The sequence below is a fragment of the Streptomyces sp. NPDC059649 genome (assembly GCF_042734445.1).
Lineage (GTDB): Bacteria > Actinomycetota > Actinomycetes > Streptomycetales > Streptomycetaceae > Streptomyces.
This window is the reverse complement of record NZ_JBHWDV010000003.1, coordinates 378,079-403,383: the sequence shown is the minus strand read 5'-3', so window position 1 is coordinate 403,383 and position 25,305 is coordinate 378,079. Positions and strand designations below refer to the sequence as shown.

Sequence of the window (25,305 nt, the reverse complement as noted above, 5' to 3'; positions counted from 1 at the left end):
TCACGTGAAACGAACGACGTGAAACACCGCCCCTCGGCCTGGCGGGAACCGGCCCCGGCCCTGCCGGTGGTGCCTACTTCACCTGCGGCTTGCGGACGTTGAGGTGCAGCTCCTTGAGCCGGGCCTCTTCCAGCTCGGTCGGCGCGCCCATCATCAGGTCCTGCGCGTTGCCGTTCAGCGGGAACGCGATGGTCTCCCGGATGTTCGGCTCGTCCGCGAGCAGCATGACGATGCGGTCGACGCCGGGGGCGATCCCGCCGTGCGGCGGGGCGCCGAAGCGGAAGGCGCGGAGCATGCCCGCGAACTTCTCCTCGACGGTCTCACGATCGTAGCCGGCGATCTCGAAGGCCTTGATCATGATGTCCGGCTCGTGGTTCCGGATCGCGCCGGAGGACAGCTCGACGCCGTTGCAGACGATGTCGTACTGCCAGCCCAGGATGTCCAGCGGGTCCTTCTCCTCCAGGTCCTTCATGCCGCCCTGGGGCATCGAGAAGGGGTTGTGGGAGAAGTCGATCTTGCCGGTCTCCTCGTCCCGCTCGTACATCGGGAAGTCGACGATCCAGCAGAAGCGGAAGACGTTCTCCTCGAAGTGGCCGGCGCGCTTGGCGGCCTCGACGCGGACCGCGCCCATGATCTTCGAGACCTCGTCGAACTCGCCCGCGCCGAAGAAGACCGCGTGGCCGGCCTCCAGACCGAGGCGCTCGGTGAGGACCTTGACGTTCTCCTCGGTGAGGAACTTGGCGATCGGGCCGGTCAGCGAGCCGTCCTCGCTGACGCGCACCCAGGCCAGGCCCTTGGCGCCCTGCTGGACGGCGTAGTCGCCGAGCTGGTCGAAGAACTTGCGGGGCTGGTCCTGGACGGCCGGCACCGGCAGCGCGCGGACGTGCTTGCCGGCGAACGCCTTGAACTCCGAGCCCTCGAAGACATCGGTGATGTCGACCAGTTCGAGCTGGGCGCGCAGGTCCGGCTTGTCGGAGCCGTACTTCAGCATCGCCTCACGGAACGGGATGCGCGGGAACGGCGAGGTGACGTGCCGGCCGTTGCCGAACTCCTCGAACAGCTCGGTCATCAGCTTCTCGACCGGCTGGAAGATGTCCTCCTGCTCGACGAAGGACATCTCGATGTCGAGCTGGTAGAACTCGCCCGGCGAACGGTCCGCGCGGGCGTCCTCGTCGCGGAAGCACGGGGCGATCTGGAAGTACCGGTCGAAGCCCGAGATCATCAGCAGCTGCTTGAACTGCTGCGGGGCCTGCGGCAGCGCGTAGAACTTGCCCGGGTGCAGGCGGGACGGCACGACGAAGTCGCGGGCGCCCTCCGGGGAGGTGGCGCTGAGGATCGGCGTGGCCATCTCGTTGAAGCCGAGGGTGGTCATCTTCTGGCGGATGGACGCGATGACCGCCGAGCGCAGCATGATGTTGCGGTGCATCCGCTCGCGGCGCAGGTCGAGGAAGCGGTACTCCAGGCGCTTCTCCTCGTTGACGCCGTCGTCGGTGTTGATCGTGAACGGGATCTGCTGGGCCGCGCCCAGGACCTCGACCTCGGTGACCTCGATCTCGATCTCGCCGGTGGGCAGCTCCGGGTTGACGTTCTCGGCGCCGCGCGAGACGACCTTGCCGTCGACGCGGACGACCGTCTCCTTCGTCAGCTTGTCCAGCGCTTCTGCGCCGGGGGTGCCGGGGCGGGCCACGAGCTGGACGAGACCGTAGTGGTCGCGCAGATCGATGAAGAGGATGCCGCCCAGGTCACGTCGATTGTGCAGCCAGCCGCTGAGGCGGACGTCGGTGTCGACGTCCGCGGCTCGGAGCTCGCCGCAGTTATGGGACCGGTACCGGTGCATCGCTCATCCAAGTCGTCGCGAGTGTCGAGGTGAGGAGTTGTCGCAAGGGGGGCGGGGTCGGGATCCGGTGCGGACGCCCGGCCGCTCTCCCCGTGGATCACCCGAAAGGCCACCCCAGGATTGACATAACCGCTCCAGGTTACCGCCCCGACCCCCGGCACTTCGTTGACATATACGCATCAGCGATTCCGGGAGAAGTTCCCGGCACGATTCCGGCGGGATCCCGGGGGTGGGGCGGAAGCGACGACTGGGACGAGGGTCACGTTCCGCTCACTGGTCGACCTTCGGCAAACACACCTAAAGTGAGGCAATGCGCACCAAGGACCTCCTGGCTGCCATCGCGACCGGCCTGTGGCGCTGGGACAACGCCACGGGACGGGTGAGCCTCGACGCCGAAGCGGCCCGGCTGCTCGGGTTGCCGGCCGAGCCGGTGGAGCTGACCGAGGCGGCGGTGCGTTCCCGTTTTCATCCCGTCGACTTCGCCGAGGTCAACGGGATCGTGCAGCTCGCGGTGGCCGAGGAGACGCTGGCCGAGGCGCGGCTGCGGGTCGTCGACGAGCACGGGCAGGTGCTGCGGCTGGTCCGTTCCCGGTCCCGGCCGTGCATGGCCGACGGTGATTTCGAGCTGGTCGGCACCCTCCAGGAAGTGCCTGAGCCGCTGCCCGGCACCTCCGCCGCACACACCCCGATCACCGGCGACTGGCGCCGCTCGCGCGAGGCGTTCCTGCTGGACGCGGGGCGGGCGCTGGCCGAGGCCCGGTCCACCGCCGAGGTGCTGCGGGTGGCGGCCGGGCTGTCGATGCCCGGTTTCATGCCGGACGGGCTCGCGGTCTTCGGGATCGAGGGCGACCGGGTGTCGGTCATCGGCCACCACGGGCACCGGCCCGGCGACGAGCAGCCCTTCCTCGACATGCCGCTGGAGACGGAGTATCCGGCCGCGGAGGTGATCCGCACCGGCCGGGCCATCTATCTGCCCACGCCCGAGGAGTACCGCAGCCGCTACCCGGCCACCTGGCCGCTGGCCGCCCGCTTCGGCCGGACGTCCTGGGCGTTCCTGCCGCTGGTCAACGCGGGCCGGACGATCGGTGCCTGGATGGCGGGGTTCGCCGAGCCGGTCGCCTTCACGCCGGACGAGCGCTCGGTGCTGACCACCGTCGCCCGGATGCTGGCGCAGGCGCTGGCCAGGGCCGGCATTCAGGAGGAACAGCAGGAGCTGGCGCTGGGTCTGCAGCGCAGCATGCGGCCGACGGTGCAGCCGGACATCCCGGGGATGACGGTCGCGGCGCGCTACGTCCCGACCGGCGGCGGGCTGGAGGTGGGCGGCGACTGGTACGACATGATCCCGCTGCCGTCGGGCCGGATCGCGCTGGTCATCGGGGACGTCCAGGGCCATGACGTACGGGCCGCGGGCCTGATGGGGCAGTTGCGGATAGCGCTGCGGGCCTATGCGTCCGAGGGGCACCATCCGGACGGGGTGCTCTCGCGGGGGTCCCGGTTCCTGGCCGGGATCAACGCGACGGAGTTCCGCGGCCACGGCGAGGACCAGCGGTTCGCCACCTGTCTGTATATCGAGGTGGACCCGTCGACCGGGCTGCTGGACATCGCGCGGGCCGGTCATCCCGACCCGGCGATCCGGCTGTGCGACGGAACGATGCTCATCCGTCCGACCGCCGGCGGGCTGCCGCTGGGCATCGTCCCGGACACCGACTACCCCACCACCCGGCTCGTCCTGGAGCCCGGCGAGACGATGATGGTCTGCACCGACGGGCTGATCGAGACCGGCGGGCACGACCTGGAGACCGGATGGTCGCGGCTGCGCGGCATCATCGAGTCGCACGAGGTCGGCGCGGACGACGGGGACCTGGAGCGGCTCGCCGACGCCCTGGTCCAGGCCGTGCACGGACCGCCCTCGCACCACACCACCGGGCCGCTGGTGGACCGCCGCGAGGACGACATCGCCTTGCTGCTGCTGTGCCGTGAGGGTGGCAGCTGCGGCGTCGGCACCGGAGGACTGCTGGCCCAGCAGCCCCTGCGGCGCACCGCGCTCTCCGTGGCCCAGACCGAACCGCACCGGATAGCCGAGGCGCGCCGGCAGGTCCGCGAGGTGCTGCACGACTGGGCCGACCCGGACCAGGTCGACTCAGCGGTGCTGATGGTCTCCGAAATGGTCACCAACGTCCTGCTGCACACCGACGGGGACGCACTGCTGGTCGCCGAGATCTCCGGGGAGCGGGGCGCCCGCCGGATCCGGGTCGACGTCTCCGACAGCAGTGACGAGCTGCCGCACCGCCGCAGCCCCGGCGAACTGGCCTCCTCGGGGCGGGGGTTGGTGCTGTTGGAGCTGCTGGCCGGGTCCTGGGGCGTGGACCCGCGCGGGGACGGCAAGTCGACGTGGTTCGAGCTCTACGAGGACGCCGGGGAGGCGCTGGGCCCCGTATCGCCGGAGCTGGAGCCCGAGCCGGAGTCCGAATCCGCCGCGTAGTGCTTGCGCAGTTCGTGCAGGACGCCGGAGACCGCGGCGGTCAGCGGGACGGACAGCAGCATGCCGAGGATGCCGGCCACGCTGGCGCCGGCCGTGATCGCCAGCATCACCGTCGCCGGGTGCATCTGGACCGTACGGCTCTGGATCATCGGCTGCAGGACATGGCCCTCCAGCACCTGGACGGCGAGGACGACGCCGAGCGTCCACAGCGCGATCACGAAGCCCCGGTCGGCGAACGCGACCAGGATCGCCACCGCGCCCGAGATGAACGCACCGAGGTAGGGGATGTACGCGCCGACGAAGACCAGCGCGCCCAGGCCCGGGGCACCGGGCACCTGGAGGATCAGCAGGCCGATGGTGATGCAGAGGGCGTCGATCAGTGCGATGAAGGTGGTGCCGCGCATGAAGCCCTGTATGGCCTGGAAGCCGCGGCGGGCCATCCGCTCGAGCTGGGGCCCCGAGTTGCCGGGCGCCCAGTCGTGCAGCGCGCGGACGGCCTTGTCCGCGTCGCGCAGGAAGAAGAACGTCAGCAGCAGGGCGAGGACCGCGGCGGCGATGAACTGGCCGACGACGCTGACCCCGGCCAGCAGCCCGGAGGCCGCCTCACCGCCGAACCTGGTGACCAGGCTCTTGGCGTTGGAGGCCAGATCGTCGAGGGAGGCACCGGCCATGCCGAAGTTCTTGGAGAGGCCCCGGCCGGCGTCCTTGAGCGAGGCGAGGATCTGGTCCCCGGTGTCCACCAGCGCACTGACGACGACGTACCCGGCGCCGCCGACCACCACCAGCAGGACGGCGCAGGTCAGCCCGGCCGCCAGCGAGCGGTTCAGCCGCATCGCCACCAGCCGCCGGTAGAGCGGCCCGAGCAGCGCACTGCCGAGCAGCGCCAGCAGGACGGGCGTGACCGCCGCGCTCAGGAAGATGCAGAGCCACACCCCGACGGCCAGCACGGCGGCGACCAGCAGCGCCACCACGCACCAGGCCGCGGCACGGCGGGCCTCGACCGGCAGCAACGGCTTTTCGGTCAGCGGCCGTTCGGGGCCGGGGCCACTCCGGTCATGGTCCGAGTCGTTTCGCACCCGGACAGTCCACCATGGCGCCCTGTCCGGAAACGGGCCGTGGAACGCGGCGAGTGCGGTGTTTCACGTGAAACACCTTGTTTCACGTGAAACACCGCCCTCGTCAGGAAGTCCGACGGTGGCTCAGTGCTCGCCGGCGGGGATCGTGCCGAGCCGGCCGGCCTGGAAGTCCTCGAAGGCCTGGGCCAGTTCGGCGTGGGTGTTCATCACGAACGGGCCGTAGTGCATCATCGGCTCGCGGATCGGCAGGCCGCCCAGCAGCACCACCTCGAAGTTCGGGCTGCGCGACTCCTGGGTCTCGTCCGCCCGGATCGTGAGCGAGTCGCCGTCGCCGAACACCACCGCCTGCCCCATGCGGAACGGGCGGCCCTCGGCGCCGGCGGTGCCGCGTCCGGCCAGGGCGTAGGCGAGGGCGTTGAAGTCCTTGCGCCAGGGGAGGGTCAGCTCGGCGCCGGGGTTCACCGTCACATGCATCATCGTGATCGGGGTGTGCGTGACGCCCGGTCCGTGATGGCCGTCGACGTCCCCGGCGATCAGGCGCAGCAGCGCCCCGCCGTCGGCGGAGGTCAGCAGCTTGACCTGACCGCCACCGATGTCCTGGTAGCGGGGGGCCATCATCTTGTCGCTCTTCGGCAGGTTGACCCACAGCTGGAGGCCGTGGAAGAGACCGCCCGACATCACGAGCGACTCCGGCGGCGCCTCGATGTGCAGCAGGCCGGAGCCCGCCGTCATCCACTGCGTGTCGCCGCCGTTGATGACGCCGCCACCGCCGTGCGAGTCACGGTGCACGAACGTGCCGTCGATCAGGTACGTCACGGTCTCGAAGCCGCGGTGCGGGTGCCAGGGCGTGCCCTTGGGCTCTCCGGGCGCGTACTCCACCTCGCCCATCTGGTCCATCATGATGAACGGGTCGAGGTACTTGTAGTCGATGCCGGCGAAGGCCCGGCGCACCGGGAAGCCCTCGCCCTCGAATCCGCTCGGCGCGGTGGCGACGCCCAGCACGGGACGGGCCTGCGCCGCGGCGGGTGCCGCGATACGGGGCAGGGTCAGCGGGTTCTCTACGGTCACAGCGGGCATGACGGCCTCCTCGGTCGCTCACCAAACTTAGTTGAATGCTGAACAACCTGCAAGGCGTGCGGTATTCCCACCCGCATTTCCGCAGGTCACAGAGATAGCGGACGGCCGGCCGAGCGAGGCCGGCCGGCCGTTCAGGAACGCGGGGCGGTCGCCGCGGGCGGTCAGCCGTACATCCGCCGCATCGCGAAGTCGACCATCTGCTCCACGGCCTTGGCGTCGAAGACCATCCGGTGGTCGCCCTCCATGTCGAGGACGAAGCCGTAGCCGGTCGGCAGCAGGTCCAGCACCTCGGCGCCGGTGATCACGAAGTACTTGGACTCCTTGCCCGCGTACCGCCGCAGCTCCTTGAGCGAGGTGAACATCGGGATCACCGGCTGCTGGGTGTTGTGCAGCGCCAGGAAGCCGGGGTTGTCACCGCGCGGGCAGTACACCTTGGACGTCGAGAAGATGCCCTGGAAGTCCTCGGCCGACATCGAGCCGGTGGTGAAGGCGCGCACCGCGTCGGCGAGCGAGGGCGGGGACGGCTCGGGGTAGAGCGGCTGTTCGCCGTAGCCCCCGGGGGCCGGCTGCTGCGGCGGTGGCGGAGGCGCGCCGTACTGCTGCCCGGCACCCGTGTTCTGGTCGTAGCCGTACATGAGCCACAGCGTACTGAGTCGGCGCACCGCCGGGGGACGCTCGTCACAGATGGGCGGAAGGGGTTGATTCTTATTACCGGCGGGTAGCATCATGCTAGCTACTAGCCGGTATTGCGTCTGAGGTCCCAGCCTTGGGGTCCTCTCCCGAACCCTTACGGAGCCGTACCCATGGGCCACTACAAGTCGAATCTCCGCGACATCGAGTTCAACCTCTTCGAGGTGCTGGGCCGTGACCGCGTGTACGGCACCGGACCCTTCGCGGAGATGGATGTCGACACCGCCAAGAGCGTGCTGTCCGAGATCGCCCGGCTGTCCGAGAACGAGCTCGCCGAGTCGTTCGCCGACACCGACCGCAACCCCCCGGTCTTCGACCCGGACACCAACACCGCGCCGATCCCCGACTCGTTCAAGAAGAGCTACCAGGCGTTCATGGACGCCGAGTGGTGGCGGCTGGGCATCCCGGAGGAGATCGGCGGCACCACCGCGCCGCGCTCCCTGCTGTGGGCCTTCGCCGAGAGCATCCTGGGCGCCAACCCGGCCGTCTGGATGTACGCCTCCGGCCCCGCCTTCGCCGGCGTCCTGCACGAGGAGGGCACCGAGGAGCAGCACCGCATAGCCCAGCTGATGGTCGAGAAGCAGTGGGGCTCCACGATGGTGCTGACCGAGCCGGACGCCGGTTCGGACGTCGGTGCCGGCCGCACCAAGGCCACCCAGCAGGAGGACGGCTCCTGGCACATCGAGGGCGTCAAGCGCTTCATCACGTCCGGTGAGCACGACATGTCCGAGAACATCGTGCACTTCGTCCTCGCCCGCCCCGAGGGCCACGGCCCGGGCACCAAGGGCCTGTCGCTGTTCATCGTGCCCAAGTACGACTTCGACTGGGAGACCGGCGAGCTGGGCGAGCGCAACGGCGTCTACGCCACGAACGTCGAGCACAAGATGGGCCTCAAGGCCTCCAACACCTGCGAGATGACGTTCGGCGCCAACCACCCGGCCAAGGGCTGGCTGCTCGGCGAGAAGCACGACGGCATCCGCCAGATGTTCAAGATCATCGAGTTCGCCCGGATGATGGTCGGCACGAAGGCCATCGCCACCCTCTCCACCGGCTACCTCAACGCCCTGGAGTACGCCAAGGAGCGCGTGCAGGGCCCGGACCTGGCGGCCTTCACCGACAAGGCCGCGCCGCGCGTCACCATCACCCACCACCCCGACGTGCGCCGCTCGCTGATGACGCAGAAGGCGTACGCCGAGGGCATGCGCGCCCTGGTGCTCTACACCGCCACGGTCCAGGACGAGATCATCGCCAAGGAGGCCGCGGGCGAGGACGCGAGCGCCGCGAACCGCCTCAACGACCTGCTGCTGCCGATCGTCAAGGGCTACGGCTCGGAGCGGTCCTACGAGCAGCTGGCGCAGTCGCTGCAGACCTTCGGTGGCTCCGGGTACCTCCAGGAGTACCCGATCGAGCAGTACATCCGCGACGCCAAGATCGACACCCTCTACGAGGGCACCACCGCGATCCAGGGCCAGGACTTCTTCTTCCGGAAGATCGTCCGGGACCAGGGCCAGGCGCTGACCGTGCTGTCCGAGGAGATCAAGAAGTTCCTCGCCGACAACACCGGCGGCGAGGAGCTGGCGCGGGCCCGCGGCGAGCTGGCCAAGGCCGCCGCCGACCTGGAGGCGATCGTCGGCGCCATGCTGACCGACCTCGCCGCGACCGAGCAGGACGTCAAGTCCATCTACAAGGTCGGCCTCAACACCACCCGTCTGCTGATGGCCTCCGGCGACGTCGTCGTCGGTTACCTCCTGCTCAAGGGCGCGGCGGTGGCCGCGGAGAAGCTGGCCGGCGCCTCGGCGAAGGACAAGCCTTTCTACACCGGCAAGATCGCCGCGGCGAAGTTCTTCGCGCACAACGTCCTGCCGGGCGTCTCCGTCCAGCGCTCCCTCGCCGAGTCCGTCGACCAGTCGCTGATGGAGCTCGACGAGGCCGCGTTCTAAAGAGCGCCTCGGGAGCGGCCGGGCCGCGTTCCGGGCAGGGTCCGCTGCCCGCGCGCGGCCTTCCTGAGAGCCTCTTCTCAGAGTTCTCAGAGGTCTCTCATGGAGGCCGTCCACACTGACGTTGCCCGCCTTCCTTCCCCCGGGGAGGCGGGCTCCGTCATGTCCCGGCCCGCACCACCCCGTTCGCCAGACCGGAATCGTTCGTTCCAGTGGGGTTCTCGTTCTGGAATGCAGAAATCGTGGCCGGAAGGGAGCGGAGTCACTCCGCACGCGCACGGGGAATGCGGGGCCCGGCTCCTTATGCTGAATCCATGACCAACTCCGCCCGCTTCGATCGCGGCCACACCGACGACCTGATGTCCTTCCTCGCCGCCAGTCCGTCGCCGTACCACGCGGTCGCCAACGCGGCGGAGCGGCTGGAAAAGTCCGGTTTCCGGCAGGTCGCGGAGACCGACGCCTGGGACGGCGAGAGCGGCGGACGGTACGTGCTGCGCGGCGGCGCGATCATCGCCTGGTACGTCCCCGAGGGTGCGAGCCCGTCGACTCCGTACCGAATTGTCGGGGCTCACACCGACTCTCCCAATCTGCGGGTCAAACCGATTCCGGACACCGGCGCCCGCGGCTGGCGGCAGGTCGCCGTGGAGATCTACGGCGGCACCCTCCTCAACACCTGGCTCGACCGCGACCTCGGGCTGAGCGGACGGGTGACCCTGGCGGAGGGCACCCACCGGCTCGTGCACGTCGACCGGGCGCTGCTGCGGGTGCCACAGCTCGCCGTGCACCTCGACCGCTCGGTCAACGCCGAGGGCCTCAAGCTCGACAAGCAGCGGCACATGACGCCCATCTGGGGCCTGGGCGAGGTGGCCGAGGGCGATCTGATCGCCTTCGTCGCCGAGGAGATCGGCGTCCCGGCCGAGGACATCAAGGGCTGGGACCTGATGGTGCACAGCATCGAGCCGCCGGCCTATCTGGGCCGCGACCGCGAACTGGTCGCCGGGCCGCGGATGGACAACCTGCTGTCCGTGCACGCCGGTACCGCCGCGCTCACCGCGGCCGCCGCCCGGGGCTCCGCGCTGAACAGCATCCCGGTGCTGGCCGCCTTCGACCACGAGGAGAACGGCAGCCAGTCCGACACCGGCGCCGACGGTCCGCTGCTCGGCACGGTCCTGGAACGCTCGGTGTTCGCCCGCGGCGGTGCGTACGAGGACCGGGCACGGGCCTTCGCCGGCACCATCTGCCTGTCCTCCGACACCGGGCACGCCGTCCACCCCAACTACAGCGAGCGGCACGAGCCGGGGCACCAGCCGATGCCCAACGGCGGCCCGATCCTGAAGGTGAACGTCAACCAGCGCTACGCCACGGACGGCAGCGGGCGGGCCGTCTTCGCGGCGGCCTGCGAGCGCGCCGGCGTGCCGTGGCAGAGCTTCGTCTCCAACAACTCGATGCCGTGCGGCACCACCATCGGGCCGATCACCGCGGCCCGGCACGGCATCGCGACCGTCGACATCGGCGTGGCCATCCTGTCCATGCACTCGGCGCGCGAACTGTGCGGCGCCGAGGACCCCTACCTGCTCGCGAACGCCCTGACGGCCTTCTTGGAGGGCTGAGTTGGACTTCTCGCTGCTCGGCCCGATCGCCGTGACGGCCGGCTCCCATGAGCTGCCGCTCGGCCCCGCGAAACGGCGCAGTGTGCTGGCGCTGCTGTTGCTGCAGCCCAACACCACCGTTCCGCTGGAGCAGTTGATCGACTCCCTGTGGGAGGACGAGCCGCCCGAGCACGCGCGCACGGTCGTCCAGGGGCACGTCTCCCGGCTGCGCGCCACGCTCGCCGAGGGCGGCGCCGACGCGTACGGCATCGAGCTGGCCACGCACGGCTCCGCGTATCTGCTGCGGCTGCCGGAGGAGCTGATCGACGCCCACCGGTTCAGCGAGCTGGTGACCCTGGCCCGTCCCGAGGCCGCACCGGCCGACGCGGTGGCGCTGCTGCGCGAGGCGCTGGGCCTGTGGCGCGGGCCCGCGCTGACCGGCACGGTCACCAGCCCGCCGTTCGCGGCCGCCGCGCATGCGCTGGAGGAACGCCGGCTGGCGGCCGTGGAGGCACTGGCCCGGGCGCACGGCGCGCTCGGCGAGCACGACCAGGCGGTGGCGATCCTCTACTCCGCGGCCGCCGGCCACCCGTTGCGGGAAGGGTTGATCGCCGGGCTGATGCGGGCGCTGTTCCGTACGGGGCGGCAGTCCGACGCGCTGGAGTGGTTCCACCGCACCCGTCGGCTGCTCAACGAGGAACTGGGCGTCGACCCCGGCGAGCGGCTGCGCAGCGCGTACGAGGAGATCCTGCGCGCCGAGGCGGCGGGCGGCGGACACCGGGGCACGGCGAAGCCGGCGGCGCACGGGGGCCGGGACGCGGCGCCTTCCGCGGGCGGGGGCCGGGTGCCCGTGCAGGGGAGCACGGCGGGTTCGGAGTCCGACGGCCCGGGACCCGAGGGTGTGCTCTCCGCCGCTCCGGGCTTCGGGCCCGGAGCGGGCGGTAAGGGAGCCGGTGCCCAGCGGGCCGGTGCCGCGCCGCGGCTGCTGCCCCGGCCGCCCGCGCGGTTCCTCGGCCGCGAGCACCAACTGGCGGCGCTGACCTACGCGTTGACGGACCGTACGACCGGCGAGAGTCCGCTCGCGGTGGTCGCCGGTCCGGTCGGCGTGGGCAAGACGGCCTGCGCCGTGCAGTGGGCGCATCTGCACGCCGACGCCTTCCCCGACGGCCAGCTCTTCGCCGATCTCCGCGGTTTCGGCGAGGGCGACGAGGCGGCGCCGGCCGAGATCCTGCGCGACTTCCTGCTCGCGCTCGGCACGCCCCAGGAGCGGGTGCCCGGCTCGGCGCAGGCCGCCTCCGCGCTGTTCCGTTCGCTGGTCGCCGAGCGCCGGCTGCTGGTCGTCCTCGACAACGCCCGCAGTTCGGCACAGGTACGGCCGCTGCTGCCCGGGGGGCCGCACTGCGCCACGGTCGTCACCAGCCGCAGCCGGCTCGACGGCCTGGTCGCCACCGACTGCGCCCGGCCGGTGGGCCTCCAGGCGCTCGGGCACGAGGAGGGCGCCGCGCTGCTCGGCGCCATGCTCGGGCCGGAGCGGGTGGCCGAGGACCCGGCCGCGGCGCGCGAACTGGTCGACCTGTGCGACGGGCTGCCGCTGGCGCTGCGGGCCGCGGCCGCCCAGCTGACCGCCCGGCCGCGCTGGCGGCTGGCCCGGCTCGCGGCCGCACTGCGCGACGAACAGCGGCGGCTGGCGCTGCTGTCGGCGGAGGACACCGGGATCGCGGCGGCGCTGCGGATGTCGGTCGCCCGGCTGTCCGCGGACGACGCCCGGCTGCTGTCGGCGCTGGCGACCAGCGCGGACGGGCACCTCAACGCGGCGGTGGCGGCGGCGCTGGCCGGCTACGACCCGGAGCGCACCCAGGACGGCCTGGACCGGCTCGCCGAAATGCATCTGGTGGACGAGGAGGCCACCGATGTCTACACGATCAGCACGCTGACCCAGCTGTTCGCCCGGGACGAGCGCGGCGAGGGCGGCGGAAGCGGCACGGGCGGGGCGAGCGGCGCGCGGGACAGGTAGGGGTTGGGGCGGGCGTCAAGGACGCCGGCGGGTGCGGACGTGTGGCGCCGAGGGCGTCGACGGGTACGGACGTGAGGCGCGCCGAGGGCGGCGACGGTACGTACGTTAGGCGCGCGTTAGTGGCACGGCAGCGGTGGGCGGCAACCTGAGGGCATCGACCGACCGACTCGGGGGAGACCCAATGCCGCAGCGTCAGGACCGCACCAGCAGCCCTCGCACCGCCCGTACCGCCCGCCGTGGCGCGCTGCGGATCGCGGCCGCCGGTCTGACCGCGGTGGCCGCCCTCAGCCTCACCGCATGCGGCGGGCAGGACAACCCGCTCCAGACCAGCGCGGCCAAGCCGTTCCACCCTGCGGCGCAGGGCGCCGAGGACTCGGCGGCCCGGGCGAACCGGAAGCTGCCGGCGAAGGAGTCCGGCGAGGCGCAGAGTGGTGCCCGGCCCGACGGCGGCGCGGCGGAACAGGCCTCCGCACGGCGCGAGGTACCCGGCACGACCGACGGCACCGACGCCCGTCCTGCCGGCAGGACCGGCGGGCAGGGCCCGCGCACCTCGGGCGTACGGCACCCCGCCTGTGACGCCGCGGCGGTCCGGGTCGTCGCGAAGCCGCTGCAGCGGCCGGTCAACCACCTGCTGCTGGTGGCCACCAACACCTCCGGTGCCACCTGCGATCTCTACTTCGCCCCCAAGCTGCGCTTCGACGACGCGCAGTCGCCGCTCGCCGACCTGCCGGAGAGCAGGCCGCAGGCGGTGGTCACGCTCGCGCCCGGGGAGTCGGGCTACGCCGGTGTGCTGACCTCCGCGGCCGACGGCTCCGGCCGCAACGGCGGCAAGCGGACCGCGCTGTCCATCAGCCTGCCGGGCCGTGACGGCAAGGGCAGCGTCGGCGGCCCGGCGAAGGTGGCACTGCCGGGCGGCGCGGTGTACGTCGACGACAGCGCGTGGGTGACGTACTGGCAGTCGGACGCGGGCGACGCCACCGCCTGGTGAGGCACCGCGCGACCGCCTGTGAGGTACCGCGCCACCGCCGACTCCCCTTGAACCAGGGCGCCCGCATCCCCCAGCGGGCGCCCTTCTGCTGTCCCGTCATGTCTCATGCAGGGGCTCGTCATATCCCATGCAGCCGGCATCTCCGCAGGTCATCACCGTGCGCGCGGCAGCTATGTCTCAGGGGACGGCAACCTCCGGGCCGGCGCCCCTTCCTCGTCCCACGATGTTCTCCAGCGCCGCGGCGGGACCACCCGGCGGCTCACGACCGGTCACCGGCCATCCGGCCGACCGGCCGTCTACGGAGGGGAATCGGTATGGAGGCGTACGCGCACAGCGGCCGCAGGACCGTGCTGCGGAAGGCGTTGCCCGCGGTGGTCGCCGCGGGAATCGGCGTCGCCGGATTCGCCGGGCCGGCCCACGGCAGCGAGCCCGGCCCTGCGGCCGCGACCGGCGTACGGCAGGCGGCGGGCACGGACGTACGGCAGACCCCGGCCGCCAACGGCCGGCAGGCGGCGGCCGCCGCGGACTTTCCCACCTGGGGGACGCGATGGGTGGTGCACGCCGGCCCGGACCTCAACTCCCCCGCCGTCGGCATGCTCAACAAGTCCGCCGCGGGCCGGGACCGGATCACCGCCGACTACCAGGTCGACACCGGACACCAGGTGTGCGAGGGCAGCGCCTGCTCGACGTACATGGCCCACCTCACCGGCCCGGTCACCGGCTTCCTCACGGTGGTCGCGGTGGACATACCGCAGGACCGGCTGCCGGGCATACCGGTCCAGGGCGGTGGCGGCCACCCCCAGCCCGGCGGCTCCCGCCAGGAGATGCTGAACCGGGCCGCCACCTGGCTCACCGCCGACAATGGCGCCCAGGTCCCCTACAGCCAGACCAAGGTCTGGAAGGACGGCTACCGCCAGGACTGCTCGGGCTATGCGTCCATGGCGCTCGGGCTGCCGACGCCGGGCACCAACACCGTGGACCTCGCCACCAACCGCGGTATCACCCGGCCGATTTCATTGGGCGAGCTCAAGCCCGGCGACCTGCTCATCGATGCGTCCGGGGACAACAACAACCGGCACGTGGTGATCTTCGAGAAGTGGAACAACGACGCGCACTCCTCGTACACGGCCTACGAGCAGCGCGGCGGCCATGGCACCGACCACCGGACGCTGACCTACGGCCTGCCGGGCGGGGACGCCGAGTTCACGCCGTACCGCCCGGTGATGTTCGACGACTGATGCGCCGTAGGGTCTCGCCTCGCTGTTTCACGTGAAACGGCGACGCCCACCGAGGTCCTGATGCGAGGCCCGTTTCACGTGAAACGACGAGGCCGATCCGAGGCCCGTTTCACGTGAAACGTCACCAGCCGGTCCGGGTCCGATCCGGATCGTGTAACGAGGGGCACTTCCGTCACAGGGGAGCGGAAGTGCCCCTCGCGCGCGCATGTCCGCTGTGCTGGAATGCGGGATGTGCCTGGCAATCAGAACCATGCCGCTCATCCCCGACGTAAGCCACTGGCCCCACTTCCCGACGAACTCTCCGGACCCGCCCGCGACTTCGTCACCGCCCTGCGCCGCATGCACGGCGAACTCGGCTACAGCCTCAAGGAGTTGGAGAGCCGGTTACCGGCGAGCCGCTCGTCCCTCTCGCGCTATCTGCGGGGCCAGAGCCTGCCCGATGAACGGCTGCTGGTGCAGTGGTGCAAGCTCTCCTTCACCGGCGAGGACCGGCTGCCGGCGCTCGTCGATCTGCTGCACCGGGCCCAGGAGGCAGCGGACTCGGGCCCCGAGGCCGCACGCGAAGGGGACAGGACGAACGGGACCGACGAGCCGGCGGGCCAGGGACCGGAGCAGGAGGCGCCCGGACGGCGTCGGCTGCCGCTGGTGCTCGCCGCGCTCGGGACGGCCGCGGTGCTGGCCGGGGCCGCGTTGGCCATTCCGGCGCTGACCGGGCCGGAGCGGACGTCGGAGGCTCCCTCGCCCGGCACCGGGGGCACGGGCGGAGTGCAGGGCTCGGAGACCTCGGCGAAGGGCACCGGGTCCGCCCACATCACCGTCCACAACGTCGAACGGGCCTGCCAGCACCCGCGTACCGAGTACTGTGCGCTCGGCCTGGCCCGTGACCCGTACCAGGTCTACCGGCGCTCCAACGTCGTGGGGCACGTCTGGCACGGCGACGTGCTGCATGCACTGTGCCGGATCGCCAACGGTGTGACGGTCACCGACGAGGCGGGCGGGCACAGCAGCATCTGGTTCCGGGTCGATCACGACGGCAGACGGATGTGGATGCCGGGCATTCGCATCCGCCCGGAACAGCTCGAAAACACCACATTGCCGACCTGTCCGGAGAGATCCTGACCCACTCCTTCGGCCCACACTCCGTCAGGCCTCACTGACCTGCGGGTATGCCGCTCCGGGCCGGGGCCGCCGCGAACCCGCCCTGGAAGATCGAACCGCGATCGATATCGTGGCCGTGCCATGACAGTCACACCTCGCTGACCATAGCGACCCACTGGGGGACTCACCCATGACCGCACCCCGCTCCCGCCGTCGCTCCGCCGCGTACGCCGCGCTGGCCCTCGGGCTGGCCGGTTCGCTCGCGCTGACCGGCTGCAACAGCCACTCCTCCAAGAAGTCGAAGAAGACCTCCTCCTCGTCCTCCAAGAGCAAGAAGCACAAGATCATCGGAGGCGGTGCGGCCGCGGCGGGCGCGGGGGCCGGGGCGGCGTCGCGCCGGGTGTCCCCCTGCTGGCCCAGCACGTACCGGGTCACGTTCTCCCAGCAGACCGGCCCGGACAGCCATGTGACGGTGAAGTTCAAGAACACCACCAGCAAGACCTGCCGGCTCTACAACGGCCCGCAGCTGCGCTTCAACAATGCCAAGGCGCCGCTGCCGCTGCTGGCGGGCGACCCCGGTGTCCTGGGCGGCCCGACCATCGACGTGCCCGCCAAGGGCTACGCGTACGCGGTCATCCCGACCAACTCCCCGGCCAGCAAGGGCACCGAGCAGAAGTCGGTGACCATCGACTTCATGGGCTCCTCGGCGAGTTCCACCACCCGCGGGCCGGTCACCCTGAACTTCGCCGAGAAGCGGCTGCACATCTCCGTCGGCAAGAGCAAGGTCACCAACTGGTCGCACAGCATCCACGGGGCCGAGCTGACGGCCGGCGTCGGGAAGTAACGCGGCACCACCACCGGTGTGGCCCGGGCCCGTCATCGGGCCCGGGCGCCGGTGTCTACTCCGCGTCCAGCCCCGCCAGCACCAGCCCGAGCCGGGCCACGCCGTCCTCGGTGACGGTCACCGGAACGCCCCAGTCCTGCTGGTGGACATGGCAGGCGGGGTACTCGACGTCCGGGGCGTCGTCGCAGGACGCGGCCATCGCCGAGACGTGCAACACGCCCTCGGTCACCCCGTCCGCGAGCACCAACTCCCGGCTGAGGTCGGTGCCGGCGCCCGCGCCGTCGGCGAGCAGCTCCGGCGGGGTCGCGCTGACCAGCAGCCGGGTCGACGGGCCGTACCGGGTGTCGAGCTTCTGGCCCGCCGGGGCCTGGAAGACCACCTCGAGCCGGAGCGCGCCCGGCGCCACCTCGGTCGCCGCGCGCTGGGTGCGGTGCGCCACCGCTTCCACCCGGACCGCCTCCTCGGGCAGCCGCAGCCGGGTCAGCCGGTGCCGCGCGGACTCGACGACCACGATCTCGTCGTCGACGAGCACCGCGTCGGACGGCTCCCGCAGGTCCGTCGCCAGCGTCGTCACCTCGCCGCTCGCCGGGTCGTAGCGGCGCAGCGCGTGGTTGTAGGTGTCCGCGATCGCCACCGAACCGTCGGGCAGCGCGGTCACGCCCAGCGGGTGCTGGAGCAGCGCCTGGCCGGCGGCGCCGTCGCGGTGTCCGAAGTCGAAGAGACCGGTGCCGACGGCCGTACGGATGACGTACCCGCCGGCGTCCTCCGCGGGCTCGGCCCAACGGAGCGCGCTGGTCTCCGAGTCCGCGATCCACAGCCGGTCGCCGGCCGCCGCGAGGCCGGACGGCTGGGCGAACCAGGCCTCGGCGGCCGGGCCGTCCACCAGGCCCTCGTTCGTCGTGCCGGCGGCCACCTCGACCGTGCCGGCCGCCGGGTCGTACGTCCACAGCTGGTGCACACCGGCCATCGCGATCCACAGCCGGTCCTGCCACCAGGCCACGTCCCACGGGGAGGAGAGCGCCACCTCAAGCGCCGGTCCGGACGTCGGAGAGCCCTGCCACCACTGCTTGCCGGTGCCGGCCACCGTCTCCAGCGTGCCGCTGGCGGGATCGAAGACGCGCAGGGCGTGGTTGACGGTGTCCGCGACGGCTACCTTGCCGTCCGGCAGGAGGGCCAGGCCCTGCGGTTCGTTGAAGGTGTCCGGGGTCAGCCCGCGCTCACCGCTGCCGATCCGGCGCAGCACCTGCTCGCCGTCCGCGGCCAGCTCGACGAGCTGGTGACGGGTGGTGTCGGAGACCAGGAAGCTGCCGCCGGGCAGCCGGACCGCCTTGCCGGGGAAGCGCAGATCGGTGGCGACCGGCTCCGGCGGGACGTAGGGGCCGTCACCGCGCCGCAGGGTGCCCTTCGCCTCGTGCTCCGCCGCCAGCTCCTCGACGAGCGTGGCGATGGCGTGCGCATGGCCCTCGCCGGCGTGCTGCGCGACGACGTACCCCTCGGGGTCGATCACCACCAGCGTCGGCCAGGCCCGGACCGCGTACTGCTTCCACGTGGTGAGCTCGGGGTCGTCGAGGACCGGGTGCTCGACGCCGTACCGCTCGACGGCGTCCACCACGGCCTGGTGCTCGGCCTCGTGCACGAACTTCGGGGAGTGCACACCGATGATCACGACCGTGTCGCGGTGCTTCTCCTCCAGCTCCCGCAGTTCGTCCAGGACGTGCAGGCAGTTCACACAGCAGAACGTCCAGAAATCCAGGACGACGATGCGTCCTCGCAGGTCGGAGAGGGTCAGGTCCTTGTTACCGGTGTTCAGCCAGCCGCCCTTGCCGATCAGCTCGGGGGCCCGGACGCGCGCACGTGAAGCCATGTGGACATTCAACGTCACTCCGGTGCGTGCGCATTCCGCAGGGGCGGCGGGGAACAGGTCAGCCATGCAACCCTCCTCCGCGGCGCCGTCGCCGCGTTCCGGCACCTTCCTCGTCCGCGACCGGATCTTCGGCATCGGCGACGACTACTGGATCGACGACGAGCACGGCCACCACGCGTTCCTCGTGGACGGCAAGGCGCTCCGGCTGCGGGAGACCTTCGAGCTGAAGGACCCCGAAGGACGGGTGCTGATCACCATCCGGAAGAAGATGCTGGCCCTGCGCGACACGATGACGATCGAGCGGGACGATGAGCCGCTGGCCACCATCCGCCGCAAGCGGCTCTCGCTGCTGCGCAACCACTACCGCGTGGAGCTGGCGGACGGGACCGTGCTGGACGTCAGCGGCAGGATCCTGGACCGGGAGTTCGCCGTCGAGTACGAGGGCGAACTGCTCGCCGACATCTCGCGGCGCTGGCTGACCGTGCGCGACACGTATGCGGTCAAGGTCGTACGGGACGACGCGGATCCGGCGCTGCTGATCGCCGTCGCGGTGTGCGTGATCCGGCTGGCCGAGCGGGAGCGCGGCGGGGACTGAGCCGCGGGCGTCCGGAACCGTGCGCCCGAACCCGCTGCGGTAGCGGGACATCGTCCTACGATGGTCCCCCGAAAGCACTGCCGGGGTGCCCGTGCGCAGCGGTAACTTAACTGCACAGACAGCAGCCCGCGTACGAACCGTCCGAGGGGTCCCGTGACCGTCCATCCCAGCCTTCAGTCCTCCATCGATGCCTGGACGCACTCCATAGAAGCGATAACCGAGCTGGTGACGCCGCTCGTCGAAGGCGAGTGGAACCGGGCGACGTGCCTGCCAGGGTGGTCGGTTCGCGATGTGATCTCCCACATCATCGGCCTCGAATGCGAAATGCTGGGCGATCCGCGGCCGATCCACACGCTGCCGCGCGACCTCTACCACGTGCGCAGTGAGTCGGCGCGCCGCATGGAGGTGCAGGTGGACGTCCGCCGGCACCACACCGCGCCGGAAATGCTCAGCGAACTCGAATACACCGTCATCCGCCGTTCCCGGCAGCTGCGCAACGAGTCCCGCCAGCCCGACGCGGTGGTGCGCAGCCCGCTCGATGAGGACCGGTCGCTGGAATTCGTGCTCCAGCAGCGGGCGTTCGACGTCTGGGTGCATGAGCAGGACCTGCGCCGGGCGCTCGGCAAGCCCGGCAATCTCGACTCCCCCGGCGCGCAGGTGACCCGCGATCTGCTGGTCAAGGTGCTGCCCGGTGTCGTCTCCAAGAGGGCCCAGGCGCCGGCCGGTTCGGTGGTGGTCTTCGACGTCAGCGGACCGCTGGAGTTCCTGCGTACGGTCCGGATCGACAACGAGGGCAACGCCACCATCGACGGCAGTGTCTCGCTGGGCCCGACGGTGACGCTCGCCCTGGACTGGGACACCTTCCACCAGCTCGCCTGCGGCCGGGTGCGCCCGGCGGCGGTCGCCGAGCAGATCAAGATCGATGGTGACCAGGAGCTGGCCGAGGCGATCCTCCACCACTTCGCGGTCACGCCGTAGCGAGGTCGGGCCGGCGGACCATGACGCGTCGGCCGGCCCCCGTTTCACGTGAAACAGCACCACTCAGGCCGGCACATGCACCGCCTCGACCCGGCTGACGACCAGCCGCTCGCGCTCACGGAGGGCGGCCCGGCGGCGCAGCCGCAGGATCTGTGAGACACCGACCGCTTCGAGGACGAAGACCGAGGCGAAGGCGATGCGGTAGTTGTCGCCGGTCACGTCGAGCAGGACGCCGATCGCGAGCAGGGTCGTCATCGAGGCGGTGAAACCGCCCATGTTGACGATGCCGGAGGCGGTGCCCTGGCGCTCGGGCGGATTGGCGGGCCGGGCGAAGTCGAAGCCGATCATCGACGCCGGTCCGCAGGCGCCCAGCACCGCGCACAGCGCCATGAGCAGTCCCATCGGCGCATGGGCGGACGGCCAGCTCAGCACGAGCGCCCACAGCAGCGCGGTGGTGCCGACCGTGCCCAGCGCCAGCGGCAGGCGAGCGGCGTGGTGGCGGGCGATGATCTGGCCGTAGACCAGCCCCACGGCCATGTTGGAGAGCACCACCAGGGTGAGCAGTTCACCGGCGGTGCCGCGGGACAGGCCCTGTGCCTCGACGAGGAACGGCAGCCCCCACAGCAGCAGGAAGACCATGGCCGGGAACTGGGTGGTGAAGTGCACCCACATGCCCAGCCGGGTGCCGGGCTCCCGCCAGGCGTCCGCGATCTGCCGGCGCACGAACCCGGCGCCGGTGTGCCCGGCCGGGGCCGGCGGCGGCTCGAAGCCCGCGGGATGGTCCTTGAGGAAGACCAGCAGGACGATCAGTACGACGATGCCGCCGGCCGCACTGGCGGCGAAGGTCGGGGTCCAGCCGAAGGTGTGCAGGAAACGGGCCAGGACGAGGGTGGAGACCAGGTTGCCGGCCATCCCGACCAGTGCGGCGATCTGCGCGATCATCGGGCCGCGCCGGGCCGGGAACCAGCGCGAGCCCAGCCGCAGCACGCTGATGAAGGTCATCGCGTCACCGCAGCCCAGCAGCGCGCGCGAGCCGAGCGCCATCGGGTACGAGGCGGAGAGCGCGAAGCCGAACTGGCCGACGGTGTAGAGGACGACGCCGAGGGTCAGCACCTTCTTGGCGCCGAGCCGGTCGACCAGCAGGCCGACGGGGATCTGCATCCCCGCGTACACCAGCAGTTGGAGGATGGAGAAGGTCGACAGCGCCGAGGCGTTGATGTGGAAGCGCTCGGCGGCGTCCAGCCCGGCCACGCCCAGGCTCGTGCGGTAGGTGATCGCGACGAAGTAGACGGCGACGCCGATGCCCCAGACCGCCATGGCCCGGGGGCCGCCGGGCGGATCGGAGGGCAGCAGCCGGGGGGCGCCGCCCCCCGTGCCGGAGTGGGCGGAGCCGCCGCCCACGGAGCCCGGGCCGGAGCCGCCGTCTATGGAGCCGTCCGGTCCGCCGGTGCCACCGCTCATCGCACGTCTCCCTGGGCCAGGTTGCGGACCCAGCTGACGTGCCGGTGCACGGCGTCGGTCGCGGCGTCCGCGTCGCCGGCCCGCAGCGCGTCGAGGATCTCGGCGTGCTCGGCGATGTTCTTGGCGATCCGGTCGGGGTGGGCGTGCATCACCGCGACGCCCATCCGCAGCTGGCGGTCGCGCAGCTGCTCGTAGAGCCGGTCCAGGATCTGGTTGCCGGTGCTGCGCACGATGGCGGCGTGGAAGGCGCGGTCGGTGATGGACACGGCGGCGAGGTCACCGGAGGCGGCCTGCTCGCGCATGGTGTCCAGCAGCTCGGTCAGCTCGGTGAGCAGCGGCTCGCCCGCGGGCACCGCCTTGGCGGCGGCGTGCTTCTCCACCAGCAGCCGGGTCTCGACCACGTCGGCGATCTCCTGAGCGGAGACCGGCAGCACCATGGCGCCCTTCTTCGGGTAGAGCTTGAGCAGCCCCTCGACCTCCAGGCGCAGCAGTGCCTCGCGCACCGGCGTCCGTGACACGCCCACCGCGTCGGCCAGCTCGCCCTCGGTGAGCAGCATGCCGCCCTCGTAGCGGCGCTGCAGGACGGCGTCCTTGACGTGCGCATAGACCCGCTCGGCGGCGGGCGGCTGCTTGGCGGCGGATTCTCTGGCGGGGGCGGTGGGCGGGGACGCTGACGGCATGCGCACAGGATAGATACAACAGGTATGCGTCCGAAACGTGATTCCGCGATGCGGACGATCGGTGGGTGCGGACGACCGACCGGGGCGGCCAAGGGGCGTACGTCAGCCCGGCATCCGGCCCTGGGCCACCAGGCGGTCCACGACCTGGGAGTGGGCCGGTGCACAGCGTTCCCGGGCCTCCCGGCGGTCGAACCAGGCGTACTCGGCGATCTCCCGGCCCGGCACCGGCACGATGTCCTGCGGTCCGCCGGTGAAGCACGTCATGTGCAGCCGGCGGCCGTTCTGCCCGTGCGCGACGTCATGGATGACGAATGCCTCCGTCAGCGCCCCGGCGGCGACGTCCAGGCCGAGCTCCTCGAACAGCTCCCGCGACAGCGCCTCGCGGGCGGACTCCCCGGGCTCGTACTTCCCGCCGGGGAGGTAGAACGTGTCGTTGCCGCGGGTGCGGACGCTCAGCAGCCGGCCGTCCCGCACATGCAGCCAGCCCACCGACTTCAGCGGCGCCGCCCGCTCGAGTACGAGCAGCGGACGGCCGGTCTCCTCGTCCACCCGCCGCCCCCGCTCGGTGAAGCCCAGGTGCGCGAAGAAGCGGCGGGCGCGGGCATTGCCCTCGAAGACCTCCAGGGTCAGCGCGCCGTACCGGGCCGCCGCGTGTTCCACCAACTTCCGCCCGACACCGCGACCTTGGGCCTCCGGCGCGACGCACAGCCCGCCGATCTCGCCGCCGGGGAACAGGCCGAGCAGCCCGATGACCGTGCCCGCGCGCTCGGCGACCCAGTTCTCGGCCCGGACGAGATACGCCTCGCGGAGGATCCGCGCGCGCTCGCCCGCGCCCTCCCCCTTGAGGAACGGATGCGCCCGGCGCACGGCCCGCGCCCAGAGGTCGACGACAACGCCCTGGTCAGCGTCCCGGTACCGGCGGATGATCAGCTCGCTGCTCATTCCGCCGACCGTAAGCGGCCCCGTCCGGCAACGGCAAACCGTTTCCCGGCCCCGCTCGCAAGAGGGACCACAGGCGGACGGCGGGTCCACCTCAGGTCTGACCCGAGTCCGTACCTGGCGCGTACGGATCGGCCCGGAAGTTGTGGGTGAATGGAGGGGTGGAGCCGGGGAGGCTCCGGGATTCAAGGGGAGTTGACCATGCAGTCCAGGACGAACGCCGGCCGTCGTGCGCGGAACACCGTCGTACTGGCATTGATCGTCGCCGGTCTGTGGGCGGGGGTCGCGCTGACCCGCGGCGCCGCACACGCCGATGAGTCCGGCCCGACCGGGCCGGTGGCCCACTTCAGCCGGGCCGTGGAACTCATCCGCGGCTGACCGGCCCTACGGCCGGACCGGGTGCGGCTCGCCGCGGTAGGTGCCGAAGGACCAGCGGTTGCCCTCGGGATCGCGGGCACTGAAGCCCCGTGAGCCGTAGTCGGTGTCGGCCGGCTCGTCGGTGATCTCCGCGCCGGCGGCCCGGGCGCGGGCGCACAGCGCGTCGGGCCGGCCGGTGACGACATAGGCGCCGAAGGTGCCCGGCTGCAGCCCGCAGGGGTCGTCGTCCGCCTCGCGGACGGAACCGAGCATGATGCCGCCGCCCTCGGGCCAGGAGAGCTGGGCGTGCTCGACCCGCTCCCCGTCGCCGTGGACCGCGGTCTCTTCAAAGCCGAACGCCTCGGCAAGGAACCGGATCAGGGCGCGGGCGTCGCGAGCCCGGAGCATCGGCCACACCTGTGGCGCGGGTGCCGTCGCGGAGTCGTGCGGGGACGTGGTGGTCTCGGACGGGGTCGTGGGCATGAGCGCCGCTCCTCCTCGGTCGGTACGGCCCCGGGTGGGCCGCCGGCCTCAGCCTTCCGCGCGGCCGTCCGCCGGGGCTTGGACGTTTCGGAACTCCTCGGCGAGCCACCGGCTGGGCGGACAGCCGGCCAGCGAGCGGAACTCCCGGGCGAGGTGCGCCTGGTCGAAGTAGCCACAGTCGGCGGCCAGTTCGGCGAGCAGCGGAGGCGAGCCGAGACGGGCCGCGGCGCCCAGCCGCCGTCGTGCGCGGTCGAAACGGATGACCCGCGCGGCGGTCTTGGGCGTCAGGCCGGTTTCCTGCCGGAACCGGGCGGTCAGATGGCGGGTGCTCCAGCCGATGTCGTCGGCGAGCGCCGCGACCGGTACGGCGCCCCGGGAGGCGGTCAGCAGCTGCCAGGCGCGGACGACCTCGGGCGCCGGGGTGAGCCCCGCCCTGCCCGGCCGTCGGTCCAGCCACCGCAACAGATGGGCGTCCAGCAGCGCGAACCGCTCCGGCCAGCTGGCGGCCGTCCGCAGCCGCTCGGCGATTTCCCGGCCCCGCGGCCCGAGCACCGCGTCCGCGGGGAGATCGATACCGGCCAGCTCACCGGCCGGCAGTCCCAGCAGCGCACGGGCCCCCAGCGGGTGGAGCCCGAGCTGGATACCGGACTGACGGCCCTGATGCGTGATCAGCGCGGGACGGGTGTGCAGTCCGCCGAGGAGGGTGGCGTAGCTGCCGGGGGCCTGGCCGGGGTCCGGGTGGCCGGCCAGGGTGAGTGGTTCGTCGAGGGTGAAGATCAGGGTCAGCCGGGGCGAGGGAAGCCCGCGGTGCACGGCGGGCGGAACCCCGGCCTGCCGGTATGCGGCGTAGGAGCTGACGTACGGCCGGAGCGCGGGCGCGGGCCGGGCGACCAGTTGCTCGTCAACGGCACCGGGCGGGACGGCAGCGGACGGGACGGTAGCTGGCGCGCCCCTGGCATGCGGGCGGGCCGGTCCGGCGTGGGGGGGGGGTTTGAGGGTAAAAAACCCCCCCCCCCCCCCCCACGGGGGAGCGGGGACCCCAAACCCCCCCCCGGGGAAACCGTATGAGGGGGGCGGG

Annotated in this window: 21 protein-coding genes; 11 read left to right on the top strand and 10 right to left on the bottom strand. The window is 71.7% G+C overall.

Features of this window, described 5'->3' with window-relative positions; all coding sequences use genetic code 11:
• Nucleotides 1-73 precede the first annotated feature (73 nt).
• Nucleotides 74-1,837, bottom strand: a complete 1,764-nt coding sequence (gene aspS, locus ACFV1J_RS07620) for an aspartate--tRNA ligase (RefSeq protein ID WP_385856325.1) — start codon at nt 1,835-1,837, stop codon at nt 74-76.
• A 310-nt stretch (nt 1,838-2,147) separates the two neighbouring features.
• Here aspS and ACFV1J_RS07615 point away from each other — a divergent pair, with 310 nt between their 5' ends.
• Nucleotides 2,148-4,319: a SpoIIE family protein phosphatase gene (locus ACFV1J_RS07615; RefSeq protein WP_385856324.1), complete on the top strand. Its 2,172-nt coding sequence runs from the start codon at nt 2,148-2,150 to the stop codon at nt 4,317-4,319.
• Here the strand turns inward: ACFV1J_RS07615 and ACFV1J_RS07610 are convergent.
• The 3 genes from ACFV1J_RS07610 to ACFV1J_RS07600 all read right to left on the bottom strand — a co-directional run bounded on the left by ACFV1J_RS07610 (nt 4,241) and on the right by ACFV1J_RS07600 (nt 7,107).
• On the bottom strand, nt 4,241-5,395 hold the full coding sequence (locus tag ACFV1J_RS07610; protein ID WP_385856323.1) for an AI-2E family transporter: 1,155 nt from the start codon (nt 5,393-5,395) through the stop codon (nt 4,241-4,243). The two genes, ACFV1J_RS07615 and ACFV1J_RS07610, sit on opposite strands and share 79 nt — an antisense overlap.
• 123 nt (nt 5,396-5,518) lie before the next feature.
• On the bottom strand, nt 5,519-6,472 hold the full coding sequence (locus ACFV1J_RS07605) for a pirin family protein (RefSeq protein ID WP_385856321.1): 954 nt from the start codon (nt 6,470-6,472) through the stop codon (nt 5,519-5,521).
• Between the two features lie 161 nt (nt 6,473-6,633).
• Nucleotides 6,634-7,107 (bottom strand): SseB family protein, encoded by a 474-nt coding sequence (locus ACFV1J_RS07600; RefSeq protein WP_385856320.1) that lies wholly within the window; start codon nt 7,105-7,107, stop codon nt 6,634-6,636.
• Nucleotides 7,108-7,275: 168 nt separating this feature from the next.
• Between ACFV1J_RS07600 and ACFV1J_RS07595 the strand changes: the two genes are divergently transcribed.
• The 7 genes from ACFV1J_RS07595 (at nt 7,276) to ACFV1J_RS07565 (ending at nt 16,870) form a co-directional block, all read left to right on the top strand.
• Nucleotides 7,276-9,102, top strand: coding sequence for an acyl-CoA dehydrogenase (locus ACFV1J_RS07595; protein WP_385856319.1), 1,827 nt, complete (start codon nt 7,276-7,278; stop codon nt 9,100-9,102).
• Nucleotides 9,103-9,413: 311 nt separating this feature from the next.
• Nucleotides 9,414-10,709: a M18 family aminopeptidase gene (locus tag ACFV1J_RS07590; protein WP_385856318.1), complete on the top strand. Its 1,296-nt coding sequence runs from the start codon at nt 9,414-9,416 to the stop codon at nt 10,707-10,709.
• Nucleotide 10,710: 1 nt separating this feature from the next.
• Complete coding sequence (locus ACFV1J_RS07585) at nt 10,711-12,702, top strand: BTAD domain-containing putative transcriptional regulator (protein ID WP_385856316.1); 1,992 nt, start codon at nt 10,711-10,713, stop codon at nt 12,700-12,702.
• 181 nt (nt 12,703-12,883) lie between these two features.
• Nucleotides 12,884-13,690, top strand: a complete 807-nt coding sequence (locus tag ACFV1J_RS07580; protein WP_385856315.1) for a DUF4232 domain-containing protein — start codon at nt 12,884-12,886, stop codon at nt 13,688-13,690.
• Nucleotides 13,691-14,004: 314 nt separating this feature from the next.
• Nucleotides 14,005-14,928: a hypothetical protein gene (locus ACFV1J_RS07575; RefSeq protein WP_385856314.1), complete on the top strand. Its 924-nt coding sequence runs from the start codon at nt 14,005-14,007 to the stop codon at nt 14,926-14,928.
• 222 nt (nt 14,929-15,150) lie between these two features.
• A complete protein-coding gene (locus ACFV1J_RS07570; protein ID WP_385856313.1) occupies nt 15,151-16,047 on the top strand; it encodes a helix-turn-helix domain-containing protein in 897 nt (298 codons plus the stop codon).
• Nucleotides 16,048-16,216: 169 nt separating this feature from the next.
• Nucleotides 16,217-16,870, top strand: coding sequence for a DUF4232 domain-containing protein (locus ACFV1J_RS07565; protein WP_385856312.1), 654 nt, complete (start codon nt 16,217-16,219; stop codon nt 16,868-16,870).
• Nucleotides 16,871-16,925: 55 nt separating this feature from the next.
• On the opposite strand, the gene ACFV1J_RS07560 is transcribed toward ACFV1J_RS07565, so the two are convergent.
• Complete coding sequence (locus ACFV1J_RS07560; protein WP_385856311.1) at nt 16,926-18,734, bottom strand: NHL domain-containing thioredoxin family protein; 1,809 nt, start codon at nt 18,732-18,734, stop codon at nt 16,926-16,928.
• 64 nt (nt 18,735-18,798) lie between these two features.
• Here ACFV1J_RS07560 and ACFV1J_RS07555 point away from each other — a divergent pair, with 64 nt between their 5' ends.
• Together ACFV1J_RS07555 and ACFV1J_RS07550 are read left to right on the top strand one after the other, a co-directional pair.
• The gene (locus ACFV1J_RS07555) at nt 18,799-19,329 is read left to right on the top strand and encodes an LURP-one-related/scramblase family protein (RefSeq protein ID WP_385856310.1); all 531 of its coding nucleotides are present in this window, start codon (nt 18,799-18,801) and stop codon (nt 19,327-19,329) included.
• 153 nt (nt 19,330-19,482) lie between these two features.
• Nucleotides 19,483-20,307: a maleylpyruvate isomerase family mycothiol-dependent enzyme gene (locus ACFV1J_RS07550; RefSeq protein WP_385856309.1), complete on the top strand. Its 825-nt coding sequence runs from the start codon at nt 19,483-19,485 to the stop codon at nt 20,305-20,307.
• 63 nt (nt 20,308-20,370) lie between these two features.
• On the opposite strand, the gene ACFV1J_RS07545 is transcribed toward ACFV1J_RS07550, so the two are convergent.
• The 3 genes from ACFV1J_RS07545 to ACFV1J_RS07535 all read right to left on the bottom strand — a co-directional run bounded on the left by ACFV1J_RS07545 (nt 20,371) and on the right by ACFV1J_RS07535 (nt 23,390).
• The gene (locus ACFV1J_RS07545) at nt 20,371-21,624 is read right to left on the bottom strand and encodes a nitrate/nitrite transporter (protein ID WP_385856434.1); all 1,254 of its coding nucleotides are present in this window, start codon (nt 21,622-21,624) and stop codon (nt 20,371-20,373) included.
• A 140-nt stretch (nt 21,625-21,764) separates the two neighbouring features.
• Nucleotides 21,765-22,448, bottom strand: a complete 684-nt coding sequence (locus tag ACFV1J_RS07540) for a GntR family transcriptional regulator (RefSeq protein WP_385856308.1) — start codon at nt 22,446-22,448, stop codon at nt 21,765-21,767.
• A gap of 102 nt (nt 22,449-22,550) precedes the next feature.
• Nucleotides 22,551-23,390 carry a GNAT family N-acetyltransferase gene (locus ACFV1J_RS07535; RefSeq protein WP_385856307.1) on the bottom strand — a complete coding sequence of 280 codons (840 nt, stop codon included), beginning with the start codon at nt 23,388-23,390 and terminating at the stop codon, nt 22,551-22,553.
• A 198-nt stretch (nt 23,391-23,588) separates the two neighbouring features.
• Between ACFV1J_RS07535 and ACFV1J_RS07530 the strand changes: the two genes are divergently transcribed.
• Nucleotides 23,589-23,765: a hypothetical protein gene (locus tag ACFV1J_RS07530; protein WP_261956762.1), complete on the top strand. Its 177-nt coding sequence runs from the start codon at nt 23,589-23,591 to the stop codon at nt 23,763-23,765.
• Between the two features lie 6 nt (nt 23,766-23,771).
• Here the strand turns inward: ACFV1J_RS07530 and ACFV1J_RS07525 are convergent, their stop codons facing one another.
• Together ACFV1J_RS07525 and ACFV1J_RS07520 are read right to left on the bottom strand one after the other, a co-directional pair.
• Entirely contained in the window at nt 23,772-24,227 is a 456-nt protein-coding gene (locus ACFV1J_RS07525) for a VOC family protein (RefSeq protein WP_385856306.1), read from the bottom strand.
• A gap of 48 nt (nt 24,228-24,275) precedes the next feature.
• Nucleotides 24,276-25,121: a helix-turn-helix domain-containing protein gene (locus ACFV1J_RS07520; protein WP_385856433.1), complete on the bottom strand. Its 846-nt coding sequence runs from the start codon at nt 25,119-25,121 to the stop codon at nt 24,276-24,278.
• Between the last annotated feature and the right edge of the window lie 184 nt (nt 25,122-25,305).

Bases quoted from the DNA above. Each gene is read 5' to 3' on its own strand.
- aspS (WP_385856325.1), bottom strand. From the start codon at position 1,837: ATGCACCGGTACCGGTCCCATAACTGCGGCGAGCTCCGAGCCGCGGAC.
- ACFV1J_RS07615 (WP_385856324.1), top strand. From the start codon at position 2,148: ATGCGCACCAAGGACCTCCTGGCTGCCATCGCGACCGGCCTGTGGCGC.
- ACFV1J_RS07605 (WP_385856321.1), bottom strand. From the start codon at position 6,472: ATGCCCGCTGTGACCGTAGAGAACCCGCTGACCCTGCCCCGTATCGCG.
- ACFV1J_RS07600 (WP_385856320.1), bottom strand. From the start codon at position 7,107: ATGTACGGCTACGACCAGAACACGGGTGCCGGGCAGCAGTACGGCGCG.
- ACFV1J_RS07595 (WP_385856319.1), top strand. From the start codon at position 7,276: ATGGGCCACTACAAGTCGAATCTCCGCGACATCGAGTTCAACCTCTTC.
- ACFV1J_RS07590 (WP_385856318.1), top strand. From the start codon at position 9,414: ATGACCAACTCCGCCCGCTTCGATCGCGGCCACACCGACGACCTGATG.
- ACFV1J_RS07580 (WP_385856315.1), top strand. From the start codon at position 12,884: ATGCCGCAGCGTCAGGACCGCACCAGCAGCCCTCGCACCGCCCGTACC.
- ACFV1J_RS07575 (WP_385856314.1), top strand. From the start codon at position 14,005: ATGGAGGCGTACGCGCACAGCGGCCGCAGGACCGTGCTGCGGAAGGCG.
- ACFV1J_RS07570 (WP_385856313.1), top strand. From the start codon at position 15,151: ATGCGGGATGTGCCTGGCAATCAGAACCATGCCGCTCATCCCCGACGT.
- ACFV1J_RS07565 (WP_385856312.1), top strand. From the start codon at position 16,217: ATGACCGCACCCCGCTCCCGCCGTCGCTCCGCCGCGTACGCCGCGCTG.
- ACFV1J_RS07560 (WP_385856311.1), bottom strand. From the start codon at position 18,734: ATGGCTTCACGTGCGCGCGTCCGGGCCCCCGAGCTGATCGGCAAGGGC.
- ACFV1J_RS07555 (WP_385856310.1), top strand. From the start codon at position 18,799: ATGCAACCCTCCTCCGCGGCGCCGTCGCCGCGTTCCGGCACCTTCCTC.
- ACFV1J_RS07545 (WP_385856434.1), bottom strand. From the start codon at position 21,624: ATGGCGGTCTGGGGCATCGGCGTCGCCGTCTACTTCGTCGCGATCACC.
- ACFV1J_RS07540 (WP_385856308.1), bottom strand. From the start codon at position 22,448: ATGCCGTCAGCGTCCCCGCCCACCGCCCCCGCCAGAGAATCCGCCGCC.
- ACFV1J_RS07535 (WP_385856307.1), bottom strand. From the start codon at position 23,390: ATGAGCAGCGAGCTGATCATCCGCCGGTACCGGGACGCTGACCAGGGC.
- ACFV1J_RS07530 (WP_261956762.1), top strand. From the start codon at position 23,589: ATGCAGTCCAGGACGAACGCCGGCCGTCGTGCGCGGAACACCGTCGTA.
- ACFV1J_RS07525 (WP_385856306.1), bottom strand. From the start codon at position 24,227: ATGCCCACGACCCCGTCCGAGACCACCACGTCCCCGCACGACTCCGCG.